This window comes from Rhodococcus sp. B50, assembly GCF_013602415.1.
Taxonomy (GTDB): domain Bacteria; phylum Actinomycetota; class Actinomycetes; order Mycobacteriales; family Mycobacteriaceae; genus Rhodococcus.
This window is the reverse complement of record NZ_WPAG02000002.1, coordinates 3,088,653-3,111,557: the sequence shown is the minus strand read 5'-3', so window position 1 is coordinate 3,111,557 and position 22,905 is coordinate 3,088,653. Positions and strand designations below refer to the sequence as shown.

At 67.9% G+C, this 22,905-nt stretch carries 21 protein-coding genes; 9 read left to right on the top strand and 12 right to left on the bottom strand.

All coding sequences use genetic code 11. The features are described from left to right. Positions 1–51 precede the first annotated feature (51 nt). The 5 genes from GON09_RS14685 (at position 52) to GON09_RS14665 (ending at position 6,424) form a co-directional block, all read left to right on the top strand. Entirely contained in the window at positions 52–1,104 is a 1,053-nt protein-coding gene (locus GON09_RS14685; protein ID WP_213932424.1) for a lipocalin-like domain-containing protein, read from the top strand. After that, positions 1,101–2,429: a homogentisate 1,2-dioxygenase gene (gene hmgA, locus GON09_RS14680; RefSeq protein WP_213932423.1), complete on the top strand. Its 1,329-nt coding sequence runs from the start codon at positions 1,101–1,103 to the stop codon at positions 2,427–2,429. The genes GON09_RS14685 and hmgA overlap by 4 nt, the downstream gene beginning before the upstream one ends. After that, positions 2,429–3,904, top strand: coding sequence for an aldehyde dehydrogenase family protein (locus GON09_RS14675; protein ID WP_213932422.1), 1,476 nt, complete (start codon positions 2,429–2,431; stop codon positions 3,902–3,904). Before hmgA ends, GON09_RS14675 begins: the two co-directional genes overlap by 1 nt. 19 nt (positions 3,905–3,923) lie before the next feature. Further along, positions 3,924–5,144 carry a CaiB/BaiF CoA transferase family protein gene (locus tag GON09_RS14670; protein ID WP_213932421.1) on the top strand — a complete coding sequence of 407 codons (1,221 nt, stop codon included), beginning with the start codon at positions 3,924–3,926 and terminating at the stop codon, positions 5,142–5,144. A 149-nt stretch (positions 5,145–5,293) separates the two neighbouring features. Continuing rightward, positions 5,294–6,424 (top strand): nitronate monooxygenase, encoded by a 1,131-nt coding sequence (locus GON09_RS14665; protein WP_213932420.1) that lies wholly within the window; start codon positions 5,294–5,296, stop codon positions 6,422–6,424. Positions 6,425–6,480: 56 nt separating this feature from the next. Here GON09_RS14665 and GON09_RS14660 read toward each other — a convergent pair whose 3' ends face one another. The 12 genes from GON09_RS14660 to GON09_RS14605 all read right to left on the bottom strand — a co-directional run bounded on the left by GON09_RS14660 (position 6,481) and on the right by GON09_RS14605 (position 19,423). Beyond that, the gene (locus GON09_RS14660; protein WP_213932419.1) at positions 6,481–6,981 is read right to left on the bottom strand and encodes a DUF3253 domain-containing protein; all 501 of its coding nucleotides are present in this window, start codon (positions 6,979–6,981) and stop codon (positions 6,481–6,483) included. Positions 6,982–7,025: 44 nt separating this feature from the next. Further along, positions 7,026–8,237, bottom strand: a complete 1,212-nt coding sequence (locus tag GON09_RS14655; RefSeq protein ID WP_213932418.1) for an MCE family protein — start codon at positions 8,235–8,237, stop codon at positions 7,026–7,028. After that, positions 8,234–9,325, bottom strand: a complete 1,092-nt coding sequence (locus GON09_RS14650) for an MCE family protein (RefSeq protein WP_213932417.1) — start codon at positions 9,323–9,325, stop codon at positions 8,234–8,236. The genes GON09_RS14655 and GON09_RS14650 overlap by 4 nt, the downstream gene beginning before the upstream one ends. Further along, positions 9,322–10,539 carry an MCE family protein gene (locus GON09_RS14645; protein WP_213932416.1) on the bottom strand — a complete coding sequence of 406 codons (1,218 nt, stop codon included), beginning with the start codon at positions 10,537–10,539 and terminating at the stop codon, positions 9,322–9,324. Before GON09_RS14645 ends, GON09_RS14650 begins: the two co-directional genes overlap by 4 nt. After that, positions 10,536–11,555, bottom strand: coding sequence for an MCE family protein (locus GON09_RS14640; protein WP_244865515.1), 1,020 nt, complete (start codon positions 11,553–11,555; stop codon positions 10,536–10,538). Before GON09_RS14640 ends, GON09_RS14645 begins: the two co-directional genes overlap by 4 nt. After that, complete coding sequence (locus GON09_RS14635; protein WP_213932414.1) at positions 11,552–12,568, bottom strand: MCE family protein; 1,017 nt, start codon at positions 12,566–12,568, stop codon at positions 11,552–11,554. Before GON09_RS14635 ends, GON09_RS14640 begins: the two co-directional genes overlap by 4 nt. Beyond that, a complete protein-coding gene (locus GON09_RS14630; RefSeq protein WP_307854381.1) occupies positions 12,565–13,722 on the bottom strand; it encodes an MCE family protein in 1,158 nt (385 codons plus the stop codon). Before GON09_RS14630 ends, GON09_RS14635 begins: the two co-directional genes overlap by 4 nt. Positions 13,723–13,727: 5 nt before the next feature. Beyond that, entirely contained in the window at positions 13,728–14,588 is an 861-nt protein-coding gene (locus GON09_RS14625; protein WP_244865514.1) for an MlaE family ABC transporter permease, read from the bottom strand. Further along, positions 14,585–15,349, bottom strand: a complete 765-nt coding sequence (locus tag GON09_RS14620; RefSeq protein ID WP_213932412.1) for an MlaE family ABC transporter permease — start codon at positions 15,347–15,349, stop codon at positions 14,585–14,587. Before GON09_RS14620 ends, GON09_RS14625 begins: the two co-directional genes overlap by 4 nt. A 119-nt stretch (positions 15,350–15,468) precedes the next feature. Then, positions 15,469–17,103 (bottom strand): long-chain-fatty-acid--CoA ligase, encoded by a 1,635-nt coding sequence (locus tag GON09_RS14615; protein ID WP_213932411.1) that lies wholly within the window; start codon positions 17,101–17,103, stop codon positions 15,469–15,471. A 4-nt stretch (positions 17,104–17,107) separates the two neighbouring features. Then, positions 17,108–18,223: an acyl-CoA dehydrogenase family protein gene (locus GON09_RS14610; RefSeq protein WP_213932410.1), complete on the bottom strand. Its 1,116-nt coding sequence runs from the start codon at positions 18,221–18,223 to the stop codon at positions 17,108–17,110. A gap of 15 nt (positions 18,224–18,238) precedes the next feature. Next, on the bottom strand, positions 18,239–19,423 hold the full coding sequence (locus GON09_RS14605; RefSeq protein WP_213932409.1) for an acyl-CoA dehydrogenase family protein: 1,185 nt from the start codon (positions 19,421–19,423) through the stop codon (positions 18,239–18,241). A 132-nt stretch (positions 19,424–19,555) separates the two neighbouring features. Between GON09_RS14605 and GON09_RS14600 the strand changes: the two genes are divergently transcribed. The 4 genes from GON09_RS14600 (at position 19,556) to GON09_RS14585 (ending at position 22,899) form a co-directional block, all read left to right on the top strand. Further along, entirely contained in the window at positions 19,556–19,741 is a 186-nt protein-coding gene (locus GON09_RS14600; RefSeq protein WP_064063480.1) for a ferredoxin, read from the top strand. Between the two features lie 132 nt (positions 19,742–19,873). Continuing rightward, positions 19,874–20,800: a 3-oxoacyl-ACP reductase gene (locus GON09_RS14595; RefSeq protein ID WP_213932408.1), complete on the top strand. Its 927-nt coding sequence runs from the start codon at positions 19,874–19,876 to the stop codon at positions 20,798–20,800. 469 nt (positions 20,801–21,269) lie between these two features. Beyond that, on the top strand, positions 21,270–22,034 hold the full coding sequence (locus GON09_RS14590; RefSeq protein ID WP_016933360.1) for an MlaE family ABC transporter permease: 765 nt from the start codon (positions 21,270–21,272) through the stop codon (positions 22,032–22,034). Between the two features lie 16 nt (positions 22,035–22,050). Further along, positions 22,051–22,899 (top strand): MlaE family ABC transporter permease, encoded by an 849-nt coding sequence (locus GON09_RS14585; RefSeq protein ID WP_213932407.1) that lies wholly within the window; start codon positions 22,051–22,053, stop codon positions 22,897–22,899. Positions 22,900–22,905: the final 6 nt, after the last annotated feature.

Genomic DNA, 22,905 nt, shown 5'->3' with positions numbered 1-22,905 from the left:
CGCCGTTGATCGTCCCGCTTCACTCCTCACCACACCGAGACCGGAGAAGTCATGACCCTACAGATCGTCGAAGCCTGGAACGGGCCCGGGCGCCGCGACGGCGAGATCACCACCGTCGCCGCCGGTGACAACGGCGCCCACCCCTCCACCGACAAGCACGCCTTCGAACACTGGTACTTCGACGCCCATCTCGACGACGGGCGGATCGTCGTGGCGATGATCCAGACCCGGGAACTGGTGCACCGCAAGCCCGGTGTCGAGATCCACGTCTACAGCGCGGACGGCAAGCGGCGGGAGGCGAGCCGGTCGTACACCGACGCCGACCTCGCGGTGTCCACCGAGCGATGCGACGTCCGGGTCGGACAGAGCTTCGCGAAACTGGTCGGAGATGAGGACGGGCTGCCCGTCTACCACGTATCGGTATCCGAAGGCGATCTCGCCTTCGACCTGACCTTCACCGCCGAGGTCCCGCCGTGGATGCCGGGACGCGGACAGACCAGCTACAACGAACGTGAGTTCTTCGCATGGGTCGTCGGTGCACCCCGCGCGCGGGTCGCGGGAACGGTGACGGTGGACGGAAAGACCACCGAGGTCACCGGACGCGGTTACCACGACCACAACTGGGGCGTCGGCGACATGAAGCGTCTCATCGACAAGTGGTACTGGGGCCGCCTGTACACCGAGGACTTCACCCTCGTCTACGCGATGGTGCACACCCAGAAGAAGTACGGCTCGCACTGGTCGCAGCCGGTGATGGTCGCGCACGGCCGCGACGTGATCCTCAGCAACGGCGAGGTGGAATTGACAGAGGGGCCGACCGTGCACAACACGGTCGCCGATCGCACCTATCCGGCATGGATCCGCATCCGCATCCCGGGGTCCCTCGACGTGAAACTCACCGTCCGCGAGATCGTGCACGCCCACAATCTGCTCGACGACGTTCCGCTCGCGTCGAGCAAGCTGCTCAAGCCGCTCGTCAACCGGCTCGTGGGCCATCCCGGCTACTTCCGGTTCCGTTCCGATTTCACGATGACGGTGACCGTCGACGGAACCGACCACGAGCGTTCGGGTTCGACACTGCACGAGATGGTCGCGTTGACATGAACATCGGTGCGGATGCCGGCGCGGGTCTCGAATACCTTCCCGGCTTCGGCAACGAGCATCACAGCGAAGCCGTTCCGGGTGTGCTTCCGTGGGGCCAGAACTCACCCCAGCGGGTGGCGTACGGTCTCTACGCCGAACAGCATTCTGCCACCGCCTTCACCGAGCCGCGCGAGATCAACCGTCGCACATGGACGTACCGGATCATGCCGTCCGCAGCACACGGCCCGTTCGAGCGGATCGACGACGCCGGCTGGGTGTCGGCACCCGATGCCGGGGGAGTGCTCACCCCCAACCGGTTGCGATGGGACCCGCAACCGACGCCGGTGTCCGGCACCGACTTCGTCGACGGTGTGACGACCTACGCCGTCAACGGAGATGTACGGTGCCGCACCGGCATCGCGATCCATCTGTACGCGGTGTCGCAGTCGATGGCCGACCGCTACTTCGTCGACACCGACGGGGAACTGTTGTTCGTACCGCAGGACGGCGCGCTGCTGTTGTGCACCGAACTCGGCCGGCTCCTCGTCGAACCCGGCGAGATCGCCGTGATCGGGCGGGGTCTGCGGTTCCGGGTGGACCTGCCCGGCGGCAACGCAACCGGCTACCTGCTCGAGAACTACGGTGCCGCTCTGACCCTGCCGGAACTCGGTCCCATCGGGGCGAACGGCCTCGCCCACGCCCGCGACTTCGTCTACCCGACGGCCTGGTACGAAGACCGGTCGGGGCCGGTACAAGTCGTGCAGAAGTTCGGCGGGCACCTGTGGGCCACCGAACTCGACCACTCGCCGCTCGACGTCGTCGCCTGGCACGGCACGCACGGTGCCTACAAGTACGATCTCGGCCGGTTCAACGCGATGACCACGGCCGGCTGGGATCATCCCGATCCGTCGATCTTCACCGTGCTCACCTCGCCCACCTCCATTCCGGGGCAGGCCAACGTCGACTTCTGTGTCTTCCCGGATCGCTGGGTGGTCGGAGAGCACACCTTCCGGCCACCGCACTTCCATCGCAACGTCATGACCGAGTTCATGGGACTGGTTCGTGGACAGCACGACTCGAAGGCGGAAGGATTCGTCCCGGGCGGTGCCTCGCTCCACAACCAGTGGGGCGCCCACGGGCCCGACGTCGAGACCTTCGATCTCGCCACGTCGGCCGAGTTGAAGCCGGTCAAGCTCGTGAACACCCTGTCGTTCATGTTCGAGACGAGACTCGCCCTCTCCGTTACCGACGCGGCCCACCGCGCGGCGCATCGCCAACCGAACTACGACTCCTCGTGGTCCGGCCTCACCCGACGTTTCACCCCACCTTCTCCCCAGGAGTCGTGATGACCGAACTGTCCGCCCCCGCACCCGTCGTCGTTCCAGACCCGCAGTTGCGGATCGGCGGCCGAGCCGTGCCCGCACGCTCGGGCGCCCACTTCTCGTCGATCAACCCGGCGACGGAGGAGGTCGTCGCCGAGGTCGCTGCCGGTGGGGCCGCCGACATCGACGCCGCCGTCGCCGCGGCCCGCGACACCTTCGAATCCGGTGCGTGGTCGCGGATGGCCGGTGCCGAGCGCGGCCGGGTCCTCTCCCGTGCCGCCGACCTCATCGAGCAGCACGCCCCGGAACTGTCGGCGCTCGAGACCGCGGAGATGGGCAAGCTCTACGCCGATACCGTCGCCGGGGACATCCCCGCCGCCGCGGCGTCGTTCCGGCACTACGCCGGTTGGGCCGACAAGATCGCCGGTGAGGCGATGATCCTCCCCGATGTGGGTCCGCAGCACCGTTTCGGGTTCACCCTGCGGCAGCCGCTCGGTGTGGTCGGTGCGATCACGCCGTGGAACAACCCCACCGTAGTCGCTGCCTGGAAGATCGCGCCGGCTCTCGCTGCCGGTTGCTCGGTGGTCGTCAAGCCCGCCGAGGACGCCTCGCTGTCCACCCTGAAGCTCGCCGACCTGCTCGGTGAGGCGGGTGTGCCGGACGGCGCGTTCAACGTCGTGTCCGGTCTCGGCCCCGAAGCCGGTGCCGCGCTCGCCGCGCACGAGGGAATCGACAAGATCACCTTCACCGGCAGCCCGGCCGTCGGCAAGACCATCACGTCGCTCGCCGGCGAGAAGTTCCGCAAGGTCACCCTGGAACTCGGCGGCAAGGCGCCACAGCTGATCTTCCCCGACGCCGACCTCGAGGCGTCGCTGCCGTGGATCGCGATGGGCAACTTCTACCACCAGGGCCAGGTGTGCGCGGCCGGCACCAGGGTGATCGTGCACGAATCAATCGCCGACCAAGTGGTCGAGGGACTCGTCGAATTCGCCCGCGGTGCGGTGATCGGCGACCCCTTCGATGCGTCGACAACCCAGGGCACGATCGTCAACCGCAAGCAGCTCGACCGCATCCTCGGCTACATCGAGATGGGCAAGAGCGAAGGTGCGAAGCTGCTCACCGGCGGGTCGCGGGTGGGGGAGCGCGGCTTCTTCGTCGAGCCGACAGTCTTCCGCGGCACCAACGACCTCACCATCGCCCGCGAGGAGATCTTCGGCCCGGTCGCCACAGTTATCACCTTCAAGACAACCGAGGAGGCCGTGCGGCTGGCGAACGCCACGAAGTACGGGCTCAACGCGTTCATCTTCAGTCAGAACCTGTCGACCGTGCACAGCGTGATCCCGCAACTGCGCGTGGGCACTGTGTGGGTCAACGGCTGGGGCGTGCCCGATCCCGCACTACCCTGGGGTGGACGTGACGCGAGCGGCATCGGTCGTGAACTGGGCCGCAGCGGACTCGAAGCGTTCACCGAGGAGAAGACGGTTCACCTCGGTTACTGACCAGAGGACGGAAGACGCAGTGACACAGGCCGAGTCGCAGGCAACTGGAGCGCTGGCAGAGATCAGGGTGCTCGAACTGGGAACCCTGATCGCCGGCCCGTATGCAGGACGCCTGCTCGGCGACATGGGCGCCGACGTCGTCAAGATCGAGGACCCGAAGCGTCCCGATCCGCTCCGCACCTGGGGACAGGGTGAGCGGGACGGGCACCGCTTCTTCTGGACGGTGCACGCCCGCAACAAGCGCTGCATCACCCTCGATCTCCGGGCACCCGACGGACAGGAACTCTTCCGGCGCCTCGTTGCGGAGTCGGACGTCATCGTCGAGAATTTCCGTCCCGGAACGCTCGAGAAGTGGGGTCTCGCCTACGACGTGCTCTCCGAGATCAATCCGGGCATCGTCCTGGCGCGGGTCTCCGGCTACGGGCAGACCGGTCCGAAGGCCGGTCGCGCGGGGTACGCCTCGGTGGCCGAGGGGGAGAGCGGACTACGGCATCTCAACGGTTACCCAGGACAGGCACCCCCGCGACTCGCGTTGTCGCTCGGGGACACTCTCGGCGGCATGTTCGCGGTGCAGGGCGTGCTCGCCGCACTGCTGAGCCGCGAACGTACAGGTCGCGGTCAGGTCGTCGACGTGGCGCTCACCGAGGCGTGCCTCGCCGTCCAGGAGTCGGTGATTCCGGATTACGACGCGGCCGGCGTGGTGAGGGGCCCGTCCGGAACCCGCCTCGAGGGCATCGCGCCGTCGAACCTCTACCGCACGTCCGACGATATGTGGATCATCATCGCCGCGAACCAGGACACGGTCTTTCGCCGGCTGTGCACAGCGATGGATCGCCCCGAGCTCGCCGACGATCCGCGCTTCGCCGATCATCTCGCTCGCGGCGTGAATCAGGACGAACTCGACGCGCTCATCGGTGACTGGGCCGCGACGTCGACGCTCGAGGACCTGCTTGCGCATCTGTCGGAGACCGGTGTGGTGGCCGGCCCGGTGAACACCGTGGCCGAGGTGGTCACCGATCCGCAGTTCCGTGCGCGCGACATGATCGTGCCTCACCACGACGAGCGCACGGACACCGATGTGCTCGGCCCCGGTGTGGTGCCGGTGCTCGGTGAGACGCCCGGTTCGGTGCGCCGCGCGGGCCCACCCATCGCGGGATACGACAACGCGGCGGTCTACGGCGAGGTGCTCGGCCTGAGCGAGGTCGAGCAGAAGGAACTGCGCGCACGCGGCATCATCTGAGACACGCAACACGAACATGAGGCTCGCAACATCGGCAGTCACTGCTGGTGTTGCGAGCCTTCTTTCGTCGTTGCCTGCTTCCCCGGAGACCTATATGGCACTAAGGTAGAACGTGTTACAGTCTTGCGAACGTCTATGAGGAGTGCCCGATGCACACGCCCATCTGCGACGAACTCGGCATCGAGTTCCCGATCTTCGCGTTCACCCATTGCCGCGACGTCGTCGTTGCCGTCGCCAAGGCCGGAGGCTTCGGCGTCCTCGGGGCCGTGGGGTTCACGCCGGAAGAGCTCGAAATCGAGCTGAACTGGATCGACGAACACATCGGCGACCGCCCGTACGGCGTCGACATCGTCATCCCCAACAAGTACGAAGGCATGGACGCGAACCTCTCCGCCGAGGAACTCACGAAGATGCTGCAGTCGATGGTCCCGCAGGAGACCCTCGAATTCGGCCGCAAGATCCTCACCGACCACGGGGTGCCGCTGCCCGAGGGTGACGATAACGCGTTGCAGCTCCTCGGCTGGACCGAGGCCACGGCCACCCCACAGGTCGAGGTGGCACTGCAGCACCCGAAGGTCACTCTCATCGCGAACGCGCTCGGCACTCCGCCTGCCGACATGATCGAGCACATCCACAATGCGGGTCGCAAGGTCGCGGCGCTGTGCGGTTCCCCGAAGCAGGCCCGCAAGCATGCCGACGCCGGGGTGGACATCATCATCGCGCAGGGTGGCGAGGGGGGTGGCCATTGCGGCGAGGTCGGCTCGATCGTGCTGTGGCCGCAGGTCGTCAAGGAGGTCGCGCCGGTTCCGGTGCTGGCTGCCGGCGGCATCGGCAGCGGCCAGCAGATCGCGGCCGCGCTTGCACTCGGAGCTCAGGGCGCATGGACCGGTTCGCAGTGGCTCATGGTCGAGGAGGCCGAGAACACCCCGGTGCAGCAGGAGGCCTACATCAAGGCGAGCAGCCGCGACACCGTGCGTAGCCGGTCGTTCACCGGTAAGCCCTGCCGCATGCTCCGCAACGACTGGACCGAGGCCTGGGAGCAGGAGGGCAACCCGAAGCCCCTCGGAATGCCGTTGCAGTACATGGTGTCCGGTATGGCGGTCGCAGCCACCCACAAATACCCGGACGAGTCCGTCGACGTCGCGTTCAACCCCGTCGGCCAGGTCGTCGGGCAGTTCACGAAGGTCGACAAGACCTCGACGGTCATCGAACGCTGGGTGCAGGAGTACCTCGAGGCGACCGGCACGCTCGAGAAGCTGAACGACGCCGCGAACGCGTGAACGGCTGAGATCCGGTGTTCTCGACCGCGCACAGCGAGGTCGAGAACACCGGATCTTCAAGTAGTAGGGCGTGGTTGTTCGAGGTCAGGTCCGGGTGCGATCCGGATCGGACCTCGGGCAGTCTCGACGTCGACCGGCTCACCCTTCTGGGTGATCACCACGTGACCGCTGTGTTCCAGATCGGCGGCCACCGAGCGGGCGGCGTCCATCAGGTCGCGCCACGAGTCCCCGCCCGCAACCCGCGCCGCGTCGCTGGGACAGATCGTGGACGGGTTCCGCTCCCGAAGCAGCGCGCAGATCGTGGCCGCCAGTCGTTCGCGAGCAGCGTCCTCCTCACGCGGCTCCCACCAGGGCTGCCCACGCTCGCCGAGCGCGACCTTCGCGTCCTGAACACGATGCCGCGCGGAGTCCCCGTCGGTCTTCACCAGACGGCGGGCGCGCATCAGCTCCGTCACCAGCTGTTTCCGGAGTGGTTCGGGGATCCGTGGATCGGTCGCTCGCCACCGTCGGCCGTCGATCACGACGTACCGGCCGTCGTCGGTGCGGTCCGCGGTCATGAACCGAATCTAACGACGACGAACAACGATCACCGTCGAAACACTCAATTCGGCGGTGACAGAAGCCCTTCCAAGATCGTCGCCGAATAACCCCCGTCGCGGCACAACTGTACGGTGGGAGCGCGACGGCCCGGGTACTCGATGCACGGCATGTTCCGAGCCCCGCGCACCGCGATCGGTGAATCCGCCGGGAGTGTGCAGTACAGATCGGGCGGCGTCTCGGGCACGTCGAACTCGGTGGGCGAACGTCGCTGTTCCGGCGGCAGGAAGCCGGTGATGCACGGCGGCGGGTCGTTGAAGGTCGCCGTGAAGTACGTGTTCTGCGCCGGATTGTCGACGTTGGGCAGACCCGCCGACTGGGTCGACGCCATGATGGAGGGGAACAGCACCAGCATCTGTTCGAGCGACGGCCGGTACACCGCGGCGACCTGCTCGACGGTGACGAGATTGGCGAGCAGCAGAGGCAGGGTCGGTTCGGCCTCCTCGAACAGCGCCTGCACCTGTGCGGCGGCAGGGGCCGTCACGCCGAGGAGCGTCCGCACGTCGCTGTCGGAGTCGCGCAACTGCCCGGTGGTACCGGCCAGGGAGGATGCCCATCGGGTGATCGCATCCGACGACGTGACCTGCGTGTCGAGCAGTGGGCCGACCTGATCGATCAGTGCCGCGATGCTGTCCGCGCTCGCGGCGGCCTCGGCGCTCACCGCCGCACCGGCCTCGATGAGGATTCGTAGCGCGTCGCCGGAATCGGCTACTGCTGTATGGGTTTCGTCGAGCAGCAGCGCGAGACGGTCGGGACCGACGGATTGCAGGGTCGCGTCGAGTTGATCGAGGGCACCGCCGATGGGTGCCGGAACGGAGATGCGATCGCGCGGGATCACCGAGCCCGCAGCCAGATACGGGCCGTCCTCACCGTCGGGCAGGAACTCGACGTACTGCTCGCCGATCGCCGACATGCTGCGGATCTGCGCCGCCGAATCGGCCGGCACCGGGACATCCGAGTCGAGCGACAGGACCGCCTCGGCACCGCTCGTGGTCATCGTCAACGAGGTCACCCGGCCGATCTCGACGCCGCGGTAAGTGACGTTGGCCGACGGATACAGGCCACCGGCGTCGGCGAGGTCGAGACGCACCTCGTACCGCCCCACCCCGAACAGGGCTGGCAGATTCACGACGAACAGGGCGACGATCAGCACCGCGGCGACACCGACGGTGAAGAACACCAGCAGTCTGCGGCGCAGCGCCGCGGCCGGGCTCACCGGGTCGGCTCCGATACAGGTGGGACCAGCAGCGACACCAGATCCGGCACGCGTCGTCCGCCGGTGAGTGCGCCCTCGAAAGGTGTGCCGAGCAGCAACGCGTTCTCGAGGGTGGGCAGGGTGAGGTCGAGGATGACCGTGCCGTTGGCGTAATCGCCGCGCACCGCGTTGCGGTAGGTGTCGATGGGGAACGGGAAGGTCAGCAAGTAGCGCAACGACTCGGTGAGTGACTCGCCCGTCGACGCGAGCGACGCCAGCACCGGTTCGAGATCGCGCAGGTTCGCGACCACGTCGTCACCGCTCGCCCCGACGACCTCGTTCGCGACGCGCCCGAACTGTCCGAGGGCGTCGGCGGCGCGCGTCAAGTCGTCGCGCTGGGAGGAGAGCACCTCCATGGCGGGGGCGAGGTCGTCGGACGCCGCGGCGATCTCGGCGTTGTGTTCGGCGACCTCGACGGCGAGGGCGTCGAGCGATTCCATCGCGCTCACGATCTGCTCCTTCTGACCGTCCAGCCCGGCGAGCACCGCGTCGAGGCGGGGGAGCAGAGCCCGCACCGATTCCTGACGCCCGTCCAGTGCCCGGTTCAGTTCGCGGGTGATCTCCTGGGCCTGGGCGAGGCCACCGCCACTGAGCACCAGCGACAACGACGACAGCGTCTGCTCAGTAGTGGGGAATGCGCCGGCCCGCTCGAGGGGGATGACGTCCCCGTCGCCGAGCCGGCCACGGGCGGGTTCGGCGAGGGGAGGGGACAGTTCGACGTGGGCGGAACCGAGCAGGCTCGTCTGCCCGATCTTCGCGACCGAGTTCTCGGGGAGCACCGTGCCGCCGTCGACCATCACCGTCACGAGCGCGTGACCGTTCCCGAGTTGCAGGTCGGCGACCCGCCCGACGGTGACGTCGCCGACGCGGACCCGCGAGTTGCGTTCGAGCGTCGTGACGTCGGGCATCTCGATGGTCACGGCGAATGCGTCGTCGCCGCGTCCGTGTGTGCCGGGAAGAGGCAGGCTGTTCAGTCCTCGCCAGTCGCACCCGGCGGTGAGTGTCAGGCAGGCGAGGACGCCGATCGTGCGGAGGACTCGTGTTCTCACGGCGCTCCCGGGGCGAGCAGGTCGGCCAGCGAGGTCGGCGACGGTGCTCCTGGTGCCGGCCTCAGCTCGGGCTCGGTGTAGACGAGCTGGTCGGGCAGCGCACCGACGTCGCGCGTCGGGTTGATGCGCACCGGCGGGTAGTCCATCGCGAGCAACGGCAGGATCGGGCCGAGATACTGCACGCACAACTCCGAGCCCGTATGCGCGTCGACCTGTTCGGCCGCGGCGAGCGCAGAGCAGATGAACTGGGCCGGATTCGCGAAGTTGGTCAGCGACAACGCCGAGACCACCGTGTTGTGAGCGGGCTGGTAGATGCCCTGCAGATTGGACAGGGCCGTCGGCGCGACGTGCAGTACCTGCGCGATGCCGTCACGCTGCGCCGCCAGGGTCTCGGTCAGCGCGGCCGTGCGATCGACGGTCATGTCGACGCCTCCGCGGTTGTCGCGGACGAACCGCTCGACGTCGACGAGGACGGCGTCGAGTCCCGCCAGCGCGGCGCCCATGTCGTCGCGGTTCGCATCGAGGACCTCCGTGACGGATGCGAGCCGGTCGTGGAACGAGACGATCTGATCGCCGCTCATCGACAGCGCCTCGACGAAGACCTGCAGGTTGCCGAGGGTGCCGAACAGGTCGTGCCGGCCGTCGGAGATCGTGCGCATCGCCCCGGCGAGTTGCTGGAGGCTGTCGCGCAGCGCGGGACCGTGCCCGTCGGCGTTGGCGGCCGCGACGTCGAGCACCTCGCCGAGCGCGCCCTGCGGGTCGGTCGCGCTGGGGCCGAGGTCGGTGGTCAACCGCGTGAGTTGTTCGGTGATCTCGTCCCATTCGACGGGTACCGCCGTACGTTCGACGGGAATCGTTGCGCCCACGAGCAGTTCGGGACCTCCCGTATGCGGCGGGGTGAGCTGGACGAAGCGGGCGGAGACCAGGGTGGGGGCGATGATCGCGGCGTGCGCGTCGGCGGGGATACGGCGGTCGGAGTCGATATCGAAACGCACGAGCACACGATCTCCGCGCGGTTCGATCTCCGTCACGCGACCGACCTCGACGCCCATGATGCGCACGTCGTCGCCGACGTACAGTCCACGGCTCGAGGTGAATTCGGCCGCGTACTCATCGATGGACCGCCACGGTGCGACGGTGAACGACACCACCGCGACGACGGCGAGAAGAATAATCGGGATACCCCACGAGATCAGGGGACGCAGTCGCGTCACGGTGTACCTCCCGGAGCGGTGATGCCCGCGTTCTCGAGCGCGGCGGTGAGGGCCGGTTCGATGACCTGCATCGGCAGCAGATTCTGGATGTACGAGTTGAAGAACGGGCCGGACGCGACGGCCTCGCCGAGCTCGGTGGCATACGGGCCCAGCCGCTCGATGGCGAGGGCGATGTTATCGCGGTTGCGTTCGAGGATCCCGAGAACGGCGTTCAGCGTGCCCAATGTGGGTTCGAGCTGTGCCTCGTTGTCGGCGACGAGATTCGAGATCTGGACCGACAGGGCATCGATGTTCGCGAACAGCGTGTCGAGAGCGGCACGGCGGCGGTGCAGTTCGCCGAGGATGCGGTCGACGTCGACGATCAGGGCGTCGATCGCATCGCTGCGCTCGGCGAGCACCGCGGTGACCTGTTCGGCGTGCGCGAGCAGCGCCCGCAGGGATTCGTCCCGCGACGCGACGGTCTCGGACAGCCGCATCACGCCGTCGAGTGCTGCGCCGACGTCGTCAGGGGTCTCGCGCAGGGTGTCGGACAATACCTGCATCGATTCGCGGAGCTGCTCGGTGTCGACGGCCGCTGCGGTGTCGGTGAGATCGCCGAGAGCGTCGGTCAACTGGTAGGGCGCGACCGTGCGGTCGACGTCGATGGTGGCGCCGTCCTCGAGACGTCCCGGACCGGCGGGGCGCACACGCAGGTTCCGCGCACCGAGTGCGGTCGCAGTCGCGATCTCGACGGTGGTGTCGGTTCCCACGACGACCGCCCGGTCGACGGTGAACGTGACGGCCACGGCGTCGTGGTCGATGTCGATGTCGGTCACCCGTCCGGCGTCCTTGCCCGCGACCTGCACGATGTCGCCGGTGGTCAGGCCGCCGGCGTCGACGAATCGCGCCCGATAGGTCGTGCCGCCGTCGAAGAACGGCAGGGAGCGGATGTTCAGGGCGCCGAGCACGAGCACGACGAGCACGATCGTGCCGACGATGCCGACACGTACGGGGTTCTTCTCGCGGAACTGGGTCATGCCGGAGCGCACCTGCCCGTCGTCTGCCCGAACAGCGGTGAGGTGACCGTGTTCCCGGACAGGTCGTTGATCTCGATGAGCATGCCGCACAGGTAGTAGTTGAAGAATCCGCCGTAGGCGCCGAGCCGCGTGAGGGCCTTGTAGGCGTCGGGGAGTTCGGTCGTCAGCTGTTCGACGGTGTCGCTGCGCGACTCCACCTGCGCTGCGACGGTGCCTGTTTCGCGGATCGTGCCGGCGAGCGAGGTGCGGGATTGCGCGAGCAGGTCGGAGAGGGATCCACCGGCCGCATCGATGTGGGTGACGGCGTCGCCCACGATCGTGGCGTCCTGCGCGAGCCGGGCGGCCACCTCGTGGGCGCGCACGAGCGCGGTGTCGAAGGTGTCGCGGTGCGCGGCGAGGTTCGCGAGCACCGAGTCGAGGTTCGTGATCACCTGGCCGACGAGGACGTCGCGGTCGGCGATGTGCGAGGTGAGCGAAGCCGCCTGGGCGAGGACGGATTCGACGGTACCGCCCTGTCCCTGCAGCACAGTGATGAGATCGGCCGACAACCGATCGACCTGCTCGGGTTCGAGAGCACGGAACAGCGGCGTGAAGCTGCCGATGAGCACGTCGAGATCGAGAGCCGGCCGGGTCCGGTCGGTGCCGATCGTCTCCCCGGGTCCCATGGGCAGGGGATCGCCGGGGCCGTCGGACAATTCGAGATACCGGTCGCCGACGAGGTTGAGATAGCGCACGGTGGCGACGCTCGCGCGGGTCGGGGTGTACGACGAGTCGACCTGGAAGGTGACGTCGATGCGGTTGTTCTCGCCGAACTCCACGGCCGTGACCCTGCCGACCTCGACGCCGGAGACGCGGACGAACTGGCCCTCCTCGAGTCCGGAGACCTCGTCGAAGATCGCGTGATAGCGCGTGTGTTCACCGAACCGGACCTGGCCGAACACCACGAACAGTCCGGCGAGGATCAGGAGCATGACGAGAGCGTAGATGCCCGCGGCGATCGCGGTGCGTGTCATCCGGCGCCTCCGGTGAGCAGTTCGAACAGCGAGTCGGGGACGAAGACCGGCGAGGTGTTGCCGGCTTCGAAGGGGTTGGCGCCGGTGTTCGCGACGACGTACGGGGCGGGGGTCTCGTCGGGCGTCACGATCGGCAGGGGACCGCAGCGAGGCCCGCCGGTGGCCTCGACCACCGGAAGATTGCGCGGATATTCGTACGGGTCGGTACCGAGCAGAAAGGTCGACTTCAGCATCATCGACGATCCGTTGCCGCCCGAGGCCGGTTCGGCGAGTTGCCGGGCACGGTCGGCGCCCTGCAGGAAACAGGGGAGGACCGGCGAGTACTCCTCGAGGAGAGAGGCCGTCGGGCGCAGGAGGTCGAGCACGTCGACGATCTGCTCGCTGTTCGGCTCGACCACGCGGCGACCGGCGTCGCCCATACCGATCGCGGCGAGCAGGACGCGGTCGAGGTCGTCGACGTGGTCGACGAGGGTCGTGCCGGTGACGGCGAGGTTGTCGAGCGAGGCCACCACATCGTCGGTCACCGCGGTGTAGATATCGGCGGTCGCCTCGGTGGCAGCGAGATCGCGTCGCAGTGTCTCCGTGCGCGGCTCGATCCGGGTGAGGACGGCGTCGGTGTCGACGAGCGCACGGCCGAGCGACTCGCCTTGCCCGCGCAACGCCGACGACAACGCGCCGAGCGTGCGGTTCAGCTTCGCCGGGTCGACCGCCTGCAGGACGTCGGACAGCGATTCGAAGACGGTGTTCGTCTCCACCGTCACGCTCGAGGCGCGCAGCACCGTGCCCTCGGCCAGGCCGACCGGGCCGGGCAAGGGTGGGTCGGTGAGGGTGACGTACTTGGCGCCGAAGACCGTCGTCGCGCGGATGTCGGCTCCGGCGTCGGCGGGCAGTCGGGCGGCGGCGTCCGGATCGAGGCGCAGTTCGATCACCGTGCCGGACGGGGTGTGATGCACAGCCGTGACGCTGCCGACGTGCACGCCGTGTGCCTTGACCATGGCGCCGTGGTCGAGCATCAGGCCGGAGCGGCCGCTCTCGACCGTCACCGTCACGCCGGGCGTGAACGAGCCGCGGAAGCCGTGGTAGACGAATACGAGAACGAGCACGGAGACGACGACGAAGCACGTCGCGGCGACCTTCGGCATCCAGGCGGGCACGATCCTCACCCCGCCAGATGAAGTTGGCGGCTGCTGCCGTAGAGGACGAGGGAGATCAGCAGGGTCACCGTCACCACCGCGATGAGCGACATCCGGACCGCGCGACCGGTCGCGACACCGACGCCGGACGGTCCGCCCGTGGCGGTGTAGCCGTAATAGCTGTGCACCGTCATGACGACCACGGCCATGGTGATCGCCTGCCCGAAGGACCACAGCACGTCGGTGGGGCGCAGGAAGGTCGCGAAATAGTGGTCGTAGACGCCGGGCGACTGGCCGAGCACCACGACGGTCGCGATGCGGCTCGACAGGAACGACGCCAGGACCGACAGCGAGTACAGGGGCACGACGGCGATCAACCCCGCCAGGATGCGGGTGCCGACGAGATACGGCACCGACTTGACGGCCATGACCTCGAGCGCGTCGATCTCCTCGCTGATGCGCATCGCGCCGAGTTGCGCCGTGGTGCCGGCACCGATGGTCGCGGCGAGGCCGACGCCGGCAGTCACGGGTGCGACGACCCGGACGTTGACGTAGGCGGACAGGAAGCCGGTGAGCGCTTCGACACCGATGTTGCCGAGCGAGGTGAAGCCCTGCACTGCGACGGTCGCGCCCGCGAACAGGGTGAGGAAACCCATGATGGCGACGCTGCCGCCCACCATCGCGAGTACGCCGGTGCCGAGGCCGATCTCGGAGACCACGCGTAGCGTCTCGCGCGGATAGTGCCGGGCCGCCCGCACCGTCGAGAGCAGCGCGCCGACGAGGAAGACGACCTGGCGTCCCAGGTTGTCGATGCCGCGTGAGATCCCGTGGCCGACGCGGCGCACCACCTGCGCCGTCCGCCCGGTGGCGGCCCCCGTGACGCTCATCTGCCCATCACCGCGATACCGATCGATGTGAGCAGCATGTTGGCGAGGAACAACGCGACGAACGCGAAGACGACGGTCTCGTTGACCGCCTCGCCGACACTCTTCGGGCCGCCGCTGACCGAGAGGCCGCGATGACACGCGATCAGGCCCGCGAGCAGGCCGAAGACTGCCGCCTTGATCTCCGACAGCAGCAGCTCGCCGGGGCCGACGAGCAAGGTGACCCCCGCAGCGTAGGCGCCGGGATCGACGTTCTGGAGTGTCACCGAGAAGAAGAACCCGCCGATGAGGCCGATCGCGCACACCGCTCCGTTGAGCGTGACCGCGACGGCGGTCGACGCCAGCGCCCGCGGCAGTACGAGCCGGGCGGCGGGATCGATGCCGAGTACCTCGAGCGCGGCGATCTCGTCGCGGATGGTGCGCGAGCCGAGATCGGCGGCGATCGCGGTGGCACCCGCCCCGGCGACGACCAGCACCGTCACGAGCGGACCGATCTGCGTGATGGCGCCGAGACCGGCGCCCGCCCCGCTCAGATCGCCGGCGCCGATCTCGAGCAGCAGAGAGTTGAGCGTGAACACGACGAGGACGGTGAACGGGACGGACATCAGGATCGTGGGCACGAGCGACACCCGGGCGATGAACCAGAACTGGGTGAGGAATTCGCGCCAGTGGAAGCGAGAGCGGAACAGGGCGGTGAAGGCGTCGAGGGACAGCGCGTAGAAACCGCCGAGTGCGTGTGCGGTCGCGCGTGGCACCGATCCCATGAATCCTCGCTTCTTCCACGGTCGCATCGACGGAACCGCGTCCCGACCTCTCGGGTGCGCCGAACGTACCCCAGGGTATGTACAGCGGCAAGGGAGCGATCCCGGGTCTCGGGACGACGCTATCGCGCAGGAGTGCCGACGGAGGCGGGTTCGAGAAGCTGCACCAGTTCGTCTGACAACAGCCGGAATTCGGAATGGCCACGTTCCCGAAACCACACCGGATCGGTGCAGCACCAGCGTTCGGCGGCCAGGGAACGGGTCAGGACCTTGAAGGTCGCCGTGCGGGGGAACTCGCTGCAGACACGGATGAGGGTGGGTATTTGTTTAGGGCCGAGATCGGTCTGCGCATCGAGGAAACGCGGGAATGCGACCGGATCGAAGTCGGAGCCGGCCGCGGGGATCACCGCGGCCATCACGCGGTCGCCGACGTTGCGGTCGGGCACTCCGTACACCGCGACCTGAGCGAAACCCTCGTACCGCATCAGGATGCGCTCGATGGGCGCCGCACCGAGATTCTCCCCGTCCACCCGGAGCCAGCCGGAGCTGCGTCCGGCGAAGTACACGAAACCGTCCGCATCCCGGTAGGCGAGGTCGCCGCTGTGATAGCGCCCGGCACGGAGTCGCTCGGCATCGGCCTCGGGATTGTTGTAGTAGCCGTCGAACAAGCCGCGACCGCGCACGTTGACGAGTTCGCCCGTCGCGGCGTCGGCGTTGGTGATCCTGCCGTTCGCGTCGAACACCGCCGGCGGGCAGGGCTGCCCCGTCTCGGGGTCGAGGATCTCGATGCCCTCGGGTAGCCGTCCGAGGGCGCCGGTCGGGGCGTCGGGGGCCGAGGCGATCGCGATGCCGCCCTCGGTCGAGCCGAATCCGTCGACCACTCGTGCCCCGAAGCGGCGGGTGAACTCGGCGACGTCGGCGGCCGACGCCTCGTTGCCGTACACGATGCGCAGCGGGTTGTCGTGATCGTCGAGTCGCTCGGGGGTCGCCACGATGTACGACAACGGTTTGCCGACGTAGTTCGCGAAGGTCACCCCGTAGCGGCGGACGTCGGGAAGGAAACCGGACGCCGAGAAGCGGCGCCGCAGAGCGATGCTCCCGTGCGTGGCCAGCCCGATCGACCAACCGGCGATCATCGCGTTGGAATGGAACAGCGGCATCGCCACGTACACGGTGTCGTCGGGTCCGAGTCCGAACCGGGTGGCGAGCATCGCCGCCGGCTCGGTGAACTTGCGATGCGTACACCGCACGGCCTTCGGATCGCCACTCGTACCCGAGGTGAAGATCAGCATGAACAGGTCGTCGGGAGACGGTGCCGTGGTCTCCACGACGGTGTCGGCGAACGGGACGAGCATCGCCGCCCACTCGGGGGAATCGACGTCGATCACCTGCACGTCGCCGAGATCGACGCCGTCGAGCAGCGACGCGTGCACGGCCTCTGTGAACACGACCCGGCAGTCGGCGAGCGCGATATCGCGCGCGAGCGCCGCGCCCCGCCGGGTCGTGTTCAGGCCCACCACCACCGAACCGGAGAGGGCCGCGGCACCGAGCAGCAACGAGAACTCCGGGATGTTGTCCATGAGGATCCCGATGTGCTTCGGTGCCGGGCCGTCGAGCATGTCCCGCAGCAGGGCGGCCCGCTGTCGGGACAGTGCGACGTGCGCGCGCCACGACAGCGCGGTCTCTTCGAAACGCAGACCTCGATCGTCGACGTCGGCGAGTCGCTCGAGAAGTTCGGTGACGGTGGGAGTGGCCATGTGATCAGACCGGGACGTCGGCGAGTTCGCGCCCGAGTGCGCGCAACTGATCGGTGGCCGAGCCGAGCAGGAACTCGTGGTGCTTGGCCGCCAGGAAGTAGCGGTGCACCGGGTGATCCTCGTCGAGTCCGACACCGCCGTGCACGTGCACGGCGGTGTGCGCGACACGGTGCCCGGCGTCGGCCGCCCAGAAGGCCGCGGTGCGCAGGGCGTCGTCGTGACGCTCTTCCGAGGACATGCGGAAAGCGGCCTGCCACAACGTCAGTCGCACCGCCTTGACGTCGATGTAGGCGTCGGCGAGTCGTTGGGAGACGGCCTGGAAACTGCCGATGGGACGGTCGAACTGGACGCGTTCGCGTGCGTACTGCGCGGTGAGTTCGAGTGCCTGCTCGAGGACACCGCACTGGTAGGCGACCGATCCGAGCAGGCTGCGGTCGCGCAACCACGCCGCCACGGCGGCACCCTCGGTGCCGAGAACGCGGTCGGCGGGGAGAGCGACCTGCTCGAGGGTGAGGATGCCGCGACTGCCGAAGTCGGTGGTCTGCTGCCGGGTGACGGAGACACCCGCATCGTCGGGACGCACGAGGAAGACCGCCACCGAGCCGCCGATGGTGGCCGGGACGAGGAAACCGTCGGCGATCGGTGCCCCATCGACGACGATCTTGACGCCGTCGAGCACATGGCCGTCTCCCGATGCGTGCGCCCGGGTGGTCGGTGCCGTGGGATCCGGGTTCAGGTCCTCCGCGAGTGCGGCGGAGAGGATCTGCTCGCCGGCCGCGGCGGGACGTCCCCATTCGGCCTGCTGTTCGGCGGTGCCGAACTCCGCGATCGCCGACGCGCACGCGACGATCGACGTGAGATACGGGACGGCTGCGACGCCGCGGCCGAGTTCGCGCAGGATGCTCGCCTGCTCGAGTGGGCCGTATCCGTCGCCACCCACGGACTCGGGAAGAGCGGCACCGAGCACACCCGACGACGCGAGCGTGTCCCACAGGGTGCGGTCGGTACGGTCCTCGGCGGCGTCGATGGTGCGCAGGTGCTCGTTGGTGACGATGTCCGTAACGATGGTGCGGGTGAGTTCGGCGAGATCGTTCTGGGCCTCGGTGAGGGTGAAATCCACGGTGCGCGTCCTTTTCTAACGCTTGGCGGGCGGCTGGCCGAGGGCGGTCATCGCGATGATGTCGCGCTGGACCTCGTTGGTGCCGCCGCCGAAGGTGAGGATGAGGGAACTGCGGTGCATGCGTTCGATCCGTCCGCGGAGCAACGCGCCGGTCGAGTTCTGCCGTACCGTCGCCGCCGGTCCGAGGACCTCCATGAGCAACCGGTAGGCCTCGGTCGCGAATTCGGTTCCGAAGACCTTGTTCGCCGAGGCGGCTTCCGGACCGAGGGGGGTCGTGCCGGAACTCGAGGCGATGTCCCAGTTCATCAGTTGCAGGTACTCGGCCTTGGCGTGGACGCGTGCCAGGTTGATCTGCACCCACTCCTGGTCGATCACCCGCCGTCCGTCCGGCAGATGTGTCTCCTGCGCCCAGCGCCGGACCTCCGTCAGCGCGGTACGCACGGGACCGGCGGAGGTGAGCGCGACCCGTTCGTGGTTGAGTTGGTTGGTGATGAGGGCCCAGCCACCGTCGACCTCGCCGACGAGCGCGGACGCCGGGACACGCACGTCCTGGTAGTAGGTGGCGCTGGTGTCCGGACCGGCCATGGTGTGCACAGGGGTGTACGAGAATCCGGGAGTGTCGGTCGGCACGATGAAGACGCTGATCCCCTTGTGCTTCCGGACATCCGGGTTCGTTCGGGCGGCGAGCCACACGTAATCGGCGTAGGCGATCAGGCTCGTCCACATCTTCTGACCGTTGATGACCCACTCGTCGCCGTCGCGCACCGCGGTGGTGCGCAGGGAAGCGAGGTCGGTGCCCGCGCCCGGCTCGGAATAGCCGATGGAGAAGTGCAGTTCGCCCGCGGAGATGCGGGGGAGGAAGAACTCCTTCTGCTCGTCCGTGCCGTAGTGCATGATCGTCGGCGCAACGGAGTCGATCGTGAGGAACGGGACGGGCGCGCCGGCGATGGCCGCCTCGTCGGTGAAGATCAATTGGTCCATCGCGGAACGGTTCTGGCCGCCGTACTCCTCGGGCCAGCCGAGGGTCAGCCATCCGTCCTTGCCCATCTGCTGCACGACCTCGCGGTACACGTTGCCGACGCCGTACTCGCCGGTCGTGGCGGCGAGCGCCTCGCGGCGTTCGGGTGTCATGATCTGTGCGAAATAGGCTCGCAATTCCTCGCGGAGGGCTTGTTGCCCGGGGGTGTAGGAGATGTCCACGAACGCTCCGTTTCGTCGCTGCGGGTCCCCGCGAATCGTCTCTGTGGGATCCTCGCGAATCATTGCACAGAATTGGAACGCGTTCTAGTCTGAACTCGATCGGTCGGCGCGAATGTGAAGCGAGGTCCTCGGATGGATGTCAAGGTCGACTTCGACCGCTGTGAAGCCAACGGCGTGTGTGTAGGGCTGGCCCCCGACGTGTTCGATCTCAACGATGACGACGAGTTGATCGTCACGCGTCCCGTGCCCGAAGGGAGTGAGGGCGCCGTTCGCGAGGCCGTCGCCCAGTGCCCGCGTGCGGCGCTCGCCGAGGCGTGAGCCACGTGGCGTGACCGGCACCGGCCCTTGCCGGGAAAAGTAACAAGTTCTACATTTTCGGTGCCCCCGGGTCCTATGGGGAGAGTACCGGCGTGCGGCCGGAGATCGGCCCGAATCTCGAGGAGTGCGTGGATGAGTGCGGACGCCAACGGTGGCGTGGAGAACGACGGTCGGGTGTCTCTCGAAGGGCGGGTCGCCGTCGTCACGGGAGCCGGGGCGGGTCTCGGCCGTGCCGAGGCGCTCGCGCTGGCGCGCGCCGGAGCGCGGGTGGTCGTCAACGATCTGGCGGTGAACGACGCGGTGGAGGACACCCTCACGTGCATCCGCGATCTCGGGGTCGACGCGGAATTCGTGCCGGGCAGTGTGGCCGAGCGTGAGACGGCCGACGCGATGCTCGCTGCGGCCCAGGGTAAGTTCGGCGGCCTCGATATCGTCGTCAACAATGCGGGCATAACGCGGGATCGGATGCTGCCCAACATGTCCGATGACGAATGGGATTCCGTGGTCGCCGTGCACCTGCGCGGCCACTTCCTGTTGTCCCGTAATGCCGCGGCCTACTGGCGCGACCGATCGAAGCAGGAGGGTGGTCCCGTCTACGGGCGCCTCGTCAACACCTCGTCGGAGGCCGGTCTGCTCGGGCCGCCCGGACAGCCCAACTACGGCGCCGCCAAGGCAGGCATCACCGCGCTCACCCTCTCGGCCGCCCGTGGTCTCGAGCGGTACGGTGTCCGCGCCAACGTGATCTGCCCGCGAGCGCGGACGTCGATGACCGAGGCGGTCTTCGGTGACGCGCCGGACGACGGCATCGATCCGCTCTCGCCCGATCATGTCGCGAATCTGGTCGCCTATCTCGCCTCCCCGGCCGCCGAACGCGTCAATGGGCAGGTCTTCATCGTCTACGGCCCGATGGTGGCGGTGATGGCGGCACCGGTGGTCGAGCAACGCTTCGACGCCGACGGGCAGTGGACGCCCGAGACGCTCGCCACCGAGCTCGGCGGATACTTCGCCGACCGCGATCCGAGCCGAACGTTCTCGGCGTCGTCGGCCCTCGATCTCTAGTCTCCGGGTGCCTCGCCGTTGCCTGTCCGGGAACGGCGGGGACGCCGCGTCTTTCGTCCCGGGCCGGGATCCTGCAACCAAGGGTGACGGGCACCGGGGAATTCCGGTAGCCTCACGCCCACTCGGGTCGTTTCTCCGGCTCTCGTCAGGGCCCGCGATCAGGCCTGGTACGTGTTCTAGTTTCAATCCCGCTCCGACGCCTGAGCCGATGCCGACGGCGTCTCGTGCCGGCGTGATCGAGCCCGAGCTCCGCGTCGGAAGCCGCACCAAAATTCCAGCGTAAAGCCACTTACGAGCGTATCGATGCGCGTCTGTCGGCGCCCACATGTCCGTTCGGACGGAAATGGATCGAGATGCCTCTCGGCGGATCTTTGACAGGTGAACACGTTCTAGTTACTATGACCCGGGTCACAGCACACGCCATCGATCGGCCGCGCGCCGACGACGTGAGGATCGAAGGGGGCACACGATGGTAGACCTCCTCGAGGTTCCCTTACGGGCAGTCGGCGGACTGTTCGCCATGACCGGCGAGACCGCCCGGGCGGCCTTCCGCCGCCCCTTCCAGCGACGCGAATTCGTCGATCAGGCATGGTTCGTCGCCCGGGTCTCGTTGGTGCCCACCGTTCTCGTCGCGGTTCCGTTCACGGTCCTGGTGAGCTTCACCCTCAACATCCTGCTCCGGGAGATCGGCGCTGCCGACCTCAGCGGTGCGGGCGCGGCCCTCGGCGCGGTGACGCAGGTGGGGCCCATGGTCACTGTGCTCATCGTCGCCGGTGCCGGCGCCACCGCGATCTGCGCCGATCTCGCCGCACGCACCATCCGCGAGGAAATCGACGCGATGCGAGTGCTCGGCATCGATCCGATCCAGCGTCTCGTCGTACCCCGGGTGCTCGCGTCCACCGTCGTCGCGCTGCTGCTCAACGGTCTCGTGTGCACGATCGGCATCCTCGGCGGATTCGCCTTCTCGGTCTTCCTCCAGGACGTCAACCCAGGCGCGTTCATCAACGGCATCACCCTGCTCACCGGTTTCGGAGAACTGATGATCTCCCAGGTGAAGGCGGGGTTGTTCGGCATGATCGCGGGCCTGGTCGCGTCCTACCTCGGCCTCAATGTCAAAGGTGGAGCGAAGAGTGTCGGCGACGCCGTCAATCAGACGGTCGTGTTCGCGTTCATGGCACTGTTCGTGGTCAACCTCCTCGTCACGGCCGTCGGCATCAAGCTGACCGCGGGATGAGGGGAGCGGAGAATTCATGGCAGTGATGTCCTGGCGCTTCCCCCGTGCGGTTCGGCGCGTGACACGTGTGTCGTCCACGGTGGACCGGGTGGGGGAGCAGGCGCTGTTCTTCGCGCGCGCGCTCGCGACCGTCCCCCGGGCGCTGATGCACTACCCCAAGGAGACGGTGCGGCTCGTCGCCGAGATCAGTATGGGCACCGGCGCACTCGCCGTCATCGGCGGCACCGTCGTGATCGTCGGCTTCCTCACGCTGTTCACCGGCGGCATCATCGCCGTGCAGGGGTTCAGCTCCCTCGGCAACATCGGTGTCGAGGCGCTCACCGGCTTCTTCGCGGCCTTCATCAACGTGCGCATCGCCGCCCCGACGATCGCCGGGATCGGGCTGGCCGCCACCATCGGCGCCGGCTCCACCGCCCAGCTCGGCGCCATGCGTGTCTCGGAGGAGATCGACGCACTCGAGACCATGGCGATCCCGTCCATTCCGTATCTGGTGTCCACACGCGTGCTCGCCGGGATGATCGCGATCATCCCGCTGTACTCGCTCGCCGTGATCGCCTCGTTCGTCGCGAGCCGTTTCGCGACCGTGGTGCTCTACGGTCAGTCGGCGGGCGTGTACGACCATTACTTCACGACCTTCCTGATACCCACCGACATCCTGTGGTCGTTCGTCCAGGCCATCGTGATGGCGATCGCCGTGATGCTCATCCACACCTACTACGGGTTCACCGCAGGCGGCGGCCCCGTCGGTGTCGGCGTCGCGGTGGGCAACGCGGTGCGTGCCTCGCTCGTCGCGGTCGTCACCGTCACCCTGCTCATCTCGCTCGCCGTCTACGGTGCGACCGGCAACTTCAACCTGTCGGGATAGGGCGCG

Bases quoted from the DNA above. Each gene is read 5' to 3' on its own strand.
- GON09_RS14625 (WP_244865514.1), bottom strand. From the start codon at position 14,588: ATGAGCGTCACGGGGGCCGCCACCGGGCGGACGGCGCAGGTGGTGCGC.
- GON09_RS14595 (WP_213932408.1), top strand. From the start codon at position 19,874: ATGAGTGCGGACGCCAACGGTGGCGTGGAGAACGACGGTCGGGTGTCT.
- GON09_RS14590 (WP_016933360.1), top strand. From the start codon at position 21,270: ATGGTAGACCTCCTCGAGGTTCCCTTACGGGCAGTCGGCGGACTGTTC.
- GON09_RS14585 (WP_213932407.1), top strand. From the start codon at position 22,051: ATGGCAGTGATGTCCTGGCGCTTCCCCCGTGCGGTTCGGCGCGTGACA.
- GON09_RS14660 (WP_213932419.1), bottom strand. From the start codon at position 6,981: ATGACCGCGGACCGCACCGACGACGGCCGGTACGTCGTGATCGACGGC.
- GON09_RS14615 (WP_213932411.1), bottom strand. From the start codon at position 17,103: ATGGCCACTCCCACCGTCACCGAACTTCTCGAGCGACTCGCCGACGTC.
- GON09_RS14620 (WP_213932412.1), bottom strand. From the start codon at position 15,349: ATGGGATCGGTGCCACGCGCGACCGCACACGCACTCGGCGGTTTCTAC.
- GON09_RS14600 (WP_064063480.1), top strand. From the start codon at position 19,556: ATGGATGTCAAGGTCGACTTCGACCGCTGTGAAGCCAACGGCGTGTGT.
- GON09_RS14675 (WP_213932422.1), top strand. From the start codon at position 2,429: ATGACCGAACTGTCCGCCCCCGCACCCGTCGTCGTTCCAGACCCGCAG.
- hmgA (WP_213932423.1), top strand. From the start codon at position 1,101: ATGAACATCGGTGCGGATGCCGGCGCGGGTCTCGAATACCTTCCCGGC.
- GON09_RS14685 (WP_213932424.1), top strand. From the start codon at position 52: ATGACCCTACAGATCGTCGAAGCCTGGAACGGGCCCGGGCGCCGCGAC.
- GON09_RS14635 (WP_213932414.1), bottom strand. From the start codon at position 12,568: ATGACACGCACCGCGATCGCCGCGGGCATCTACGCTCTCGTCATGCTC.
- GON09_RS14665 (WP_213932420.1), top strand. From the start codon at position 5,294: ATGCACACGCCCATCTGCGACGAACTCGGCATCGAGTTCCCGATCTTC.
- GON09_RS14640 (WP_244865515.1), bottom strand. From the start codon at position 11,555: ATGACCCAGTTCCGCGAGAAGAACCCCGTACGTGTCGGCATCGTCGGC.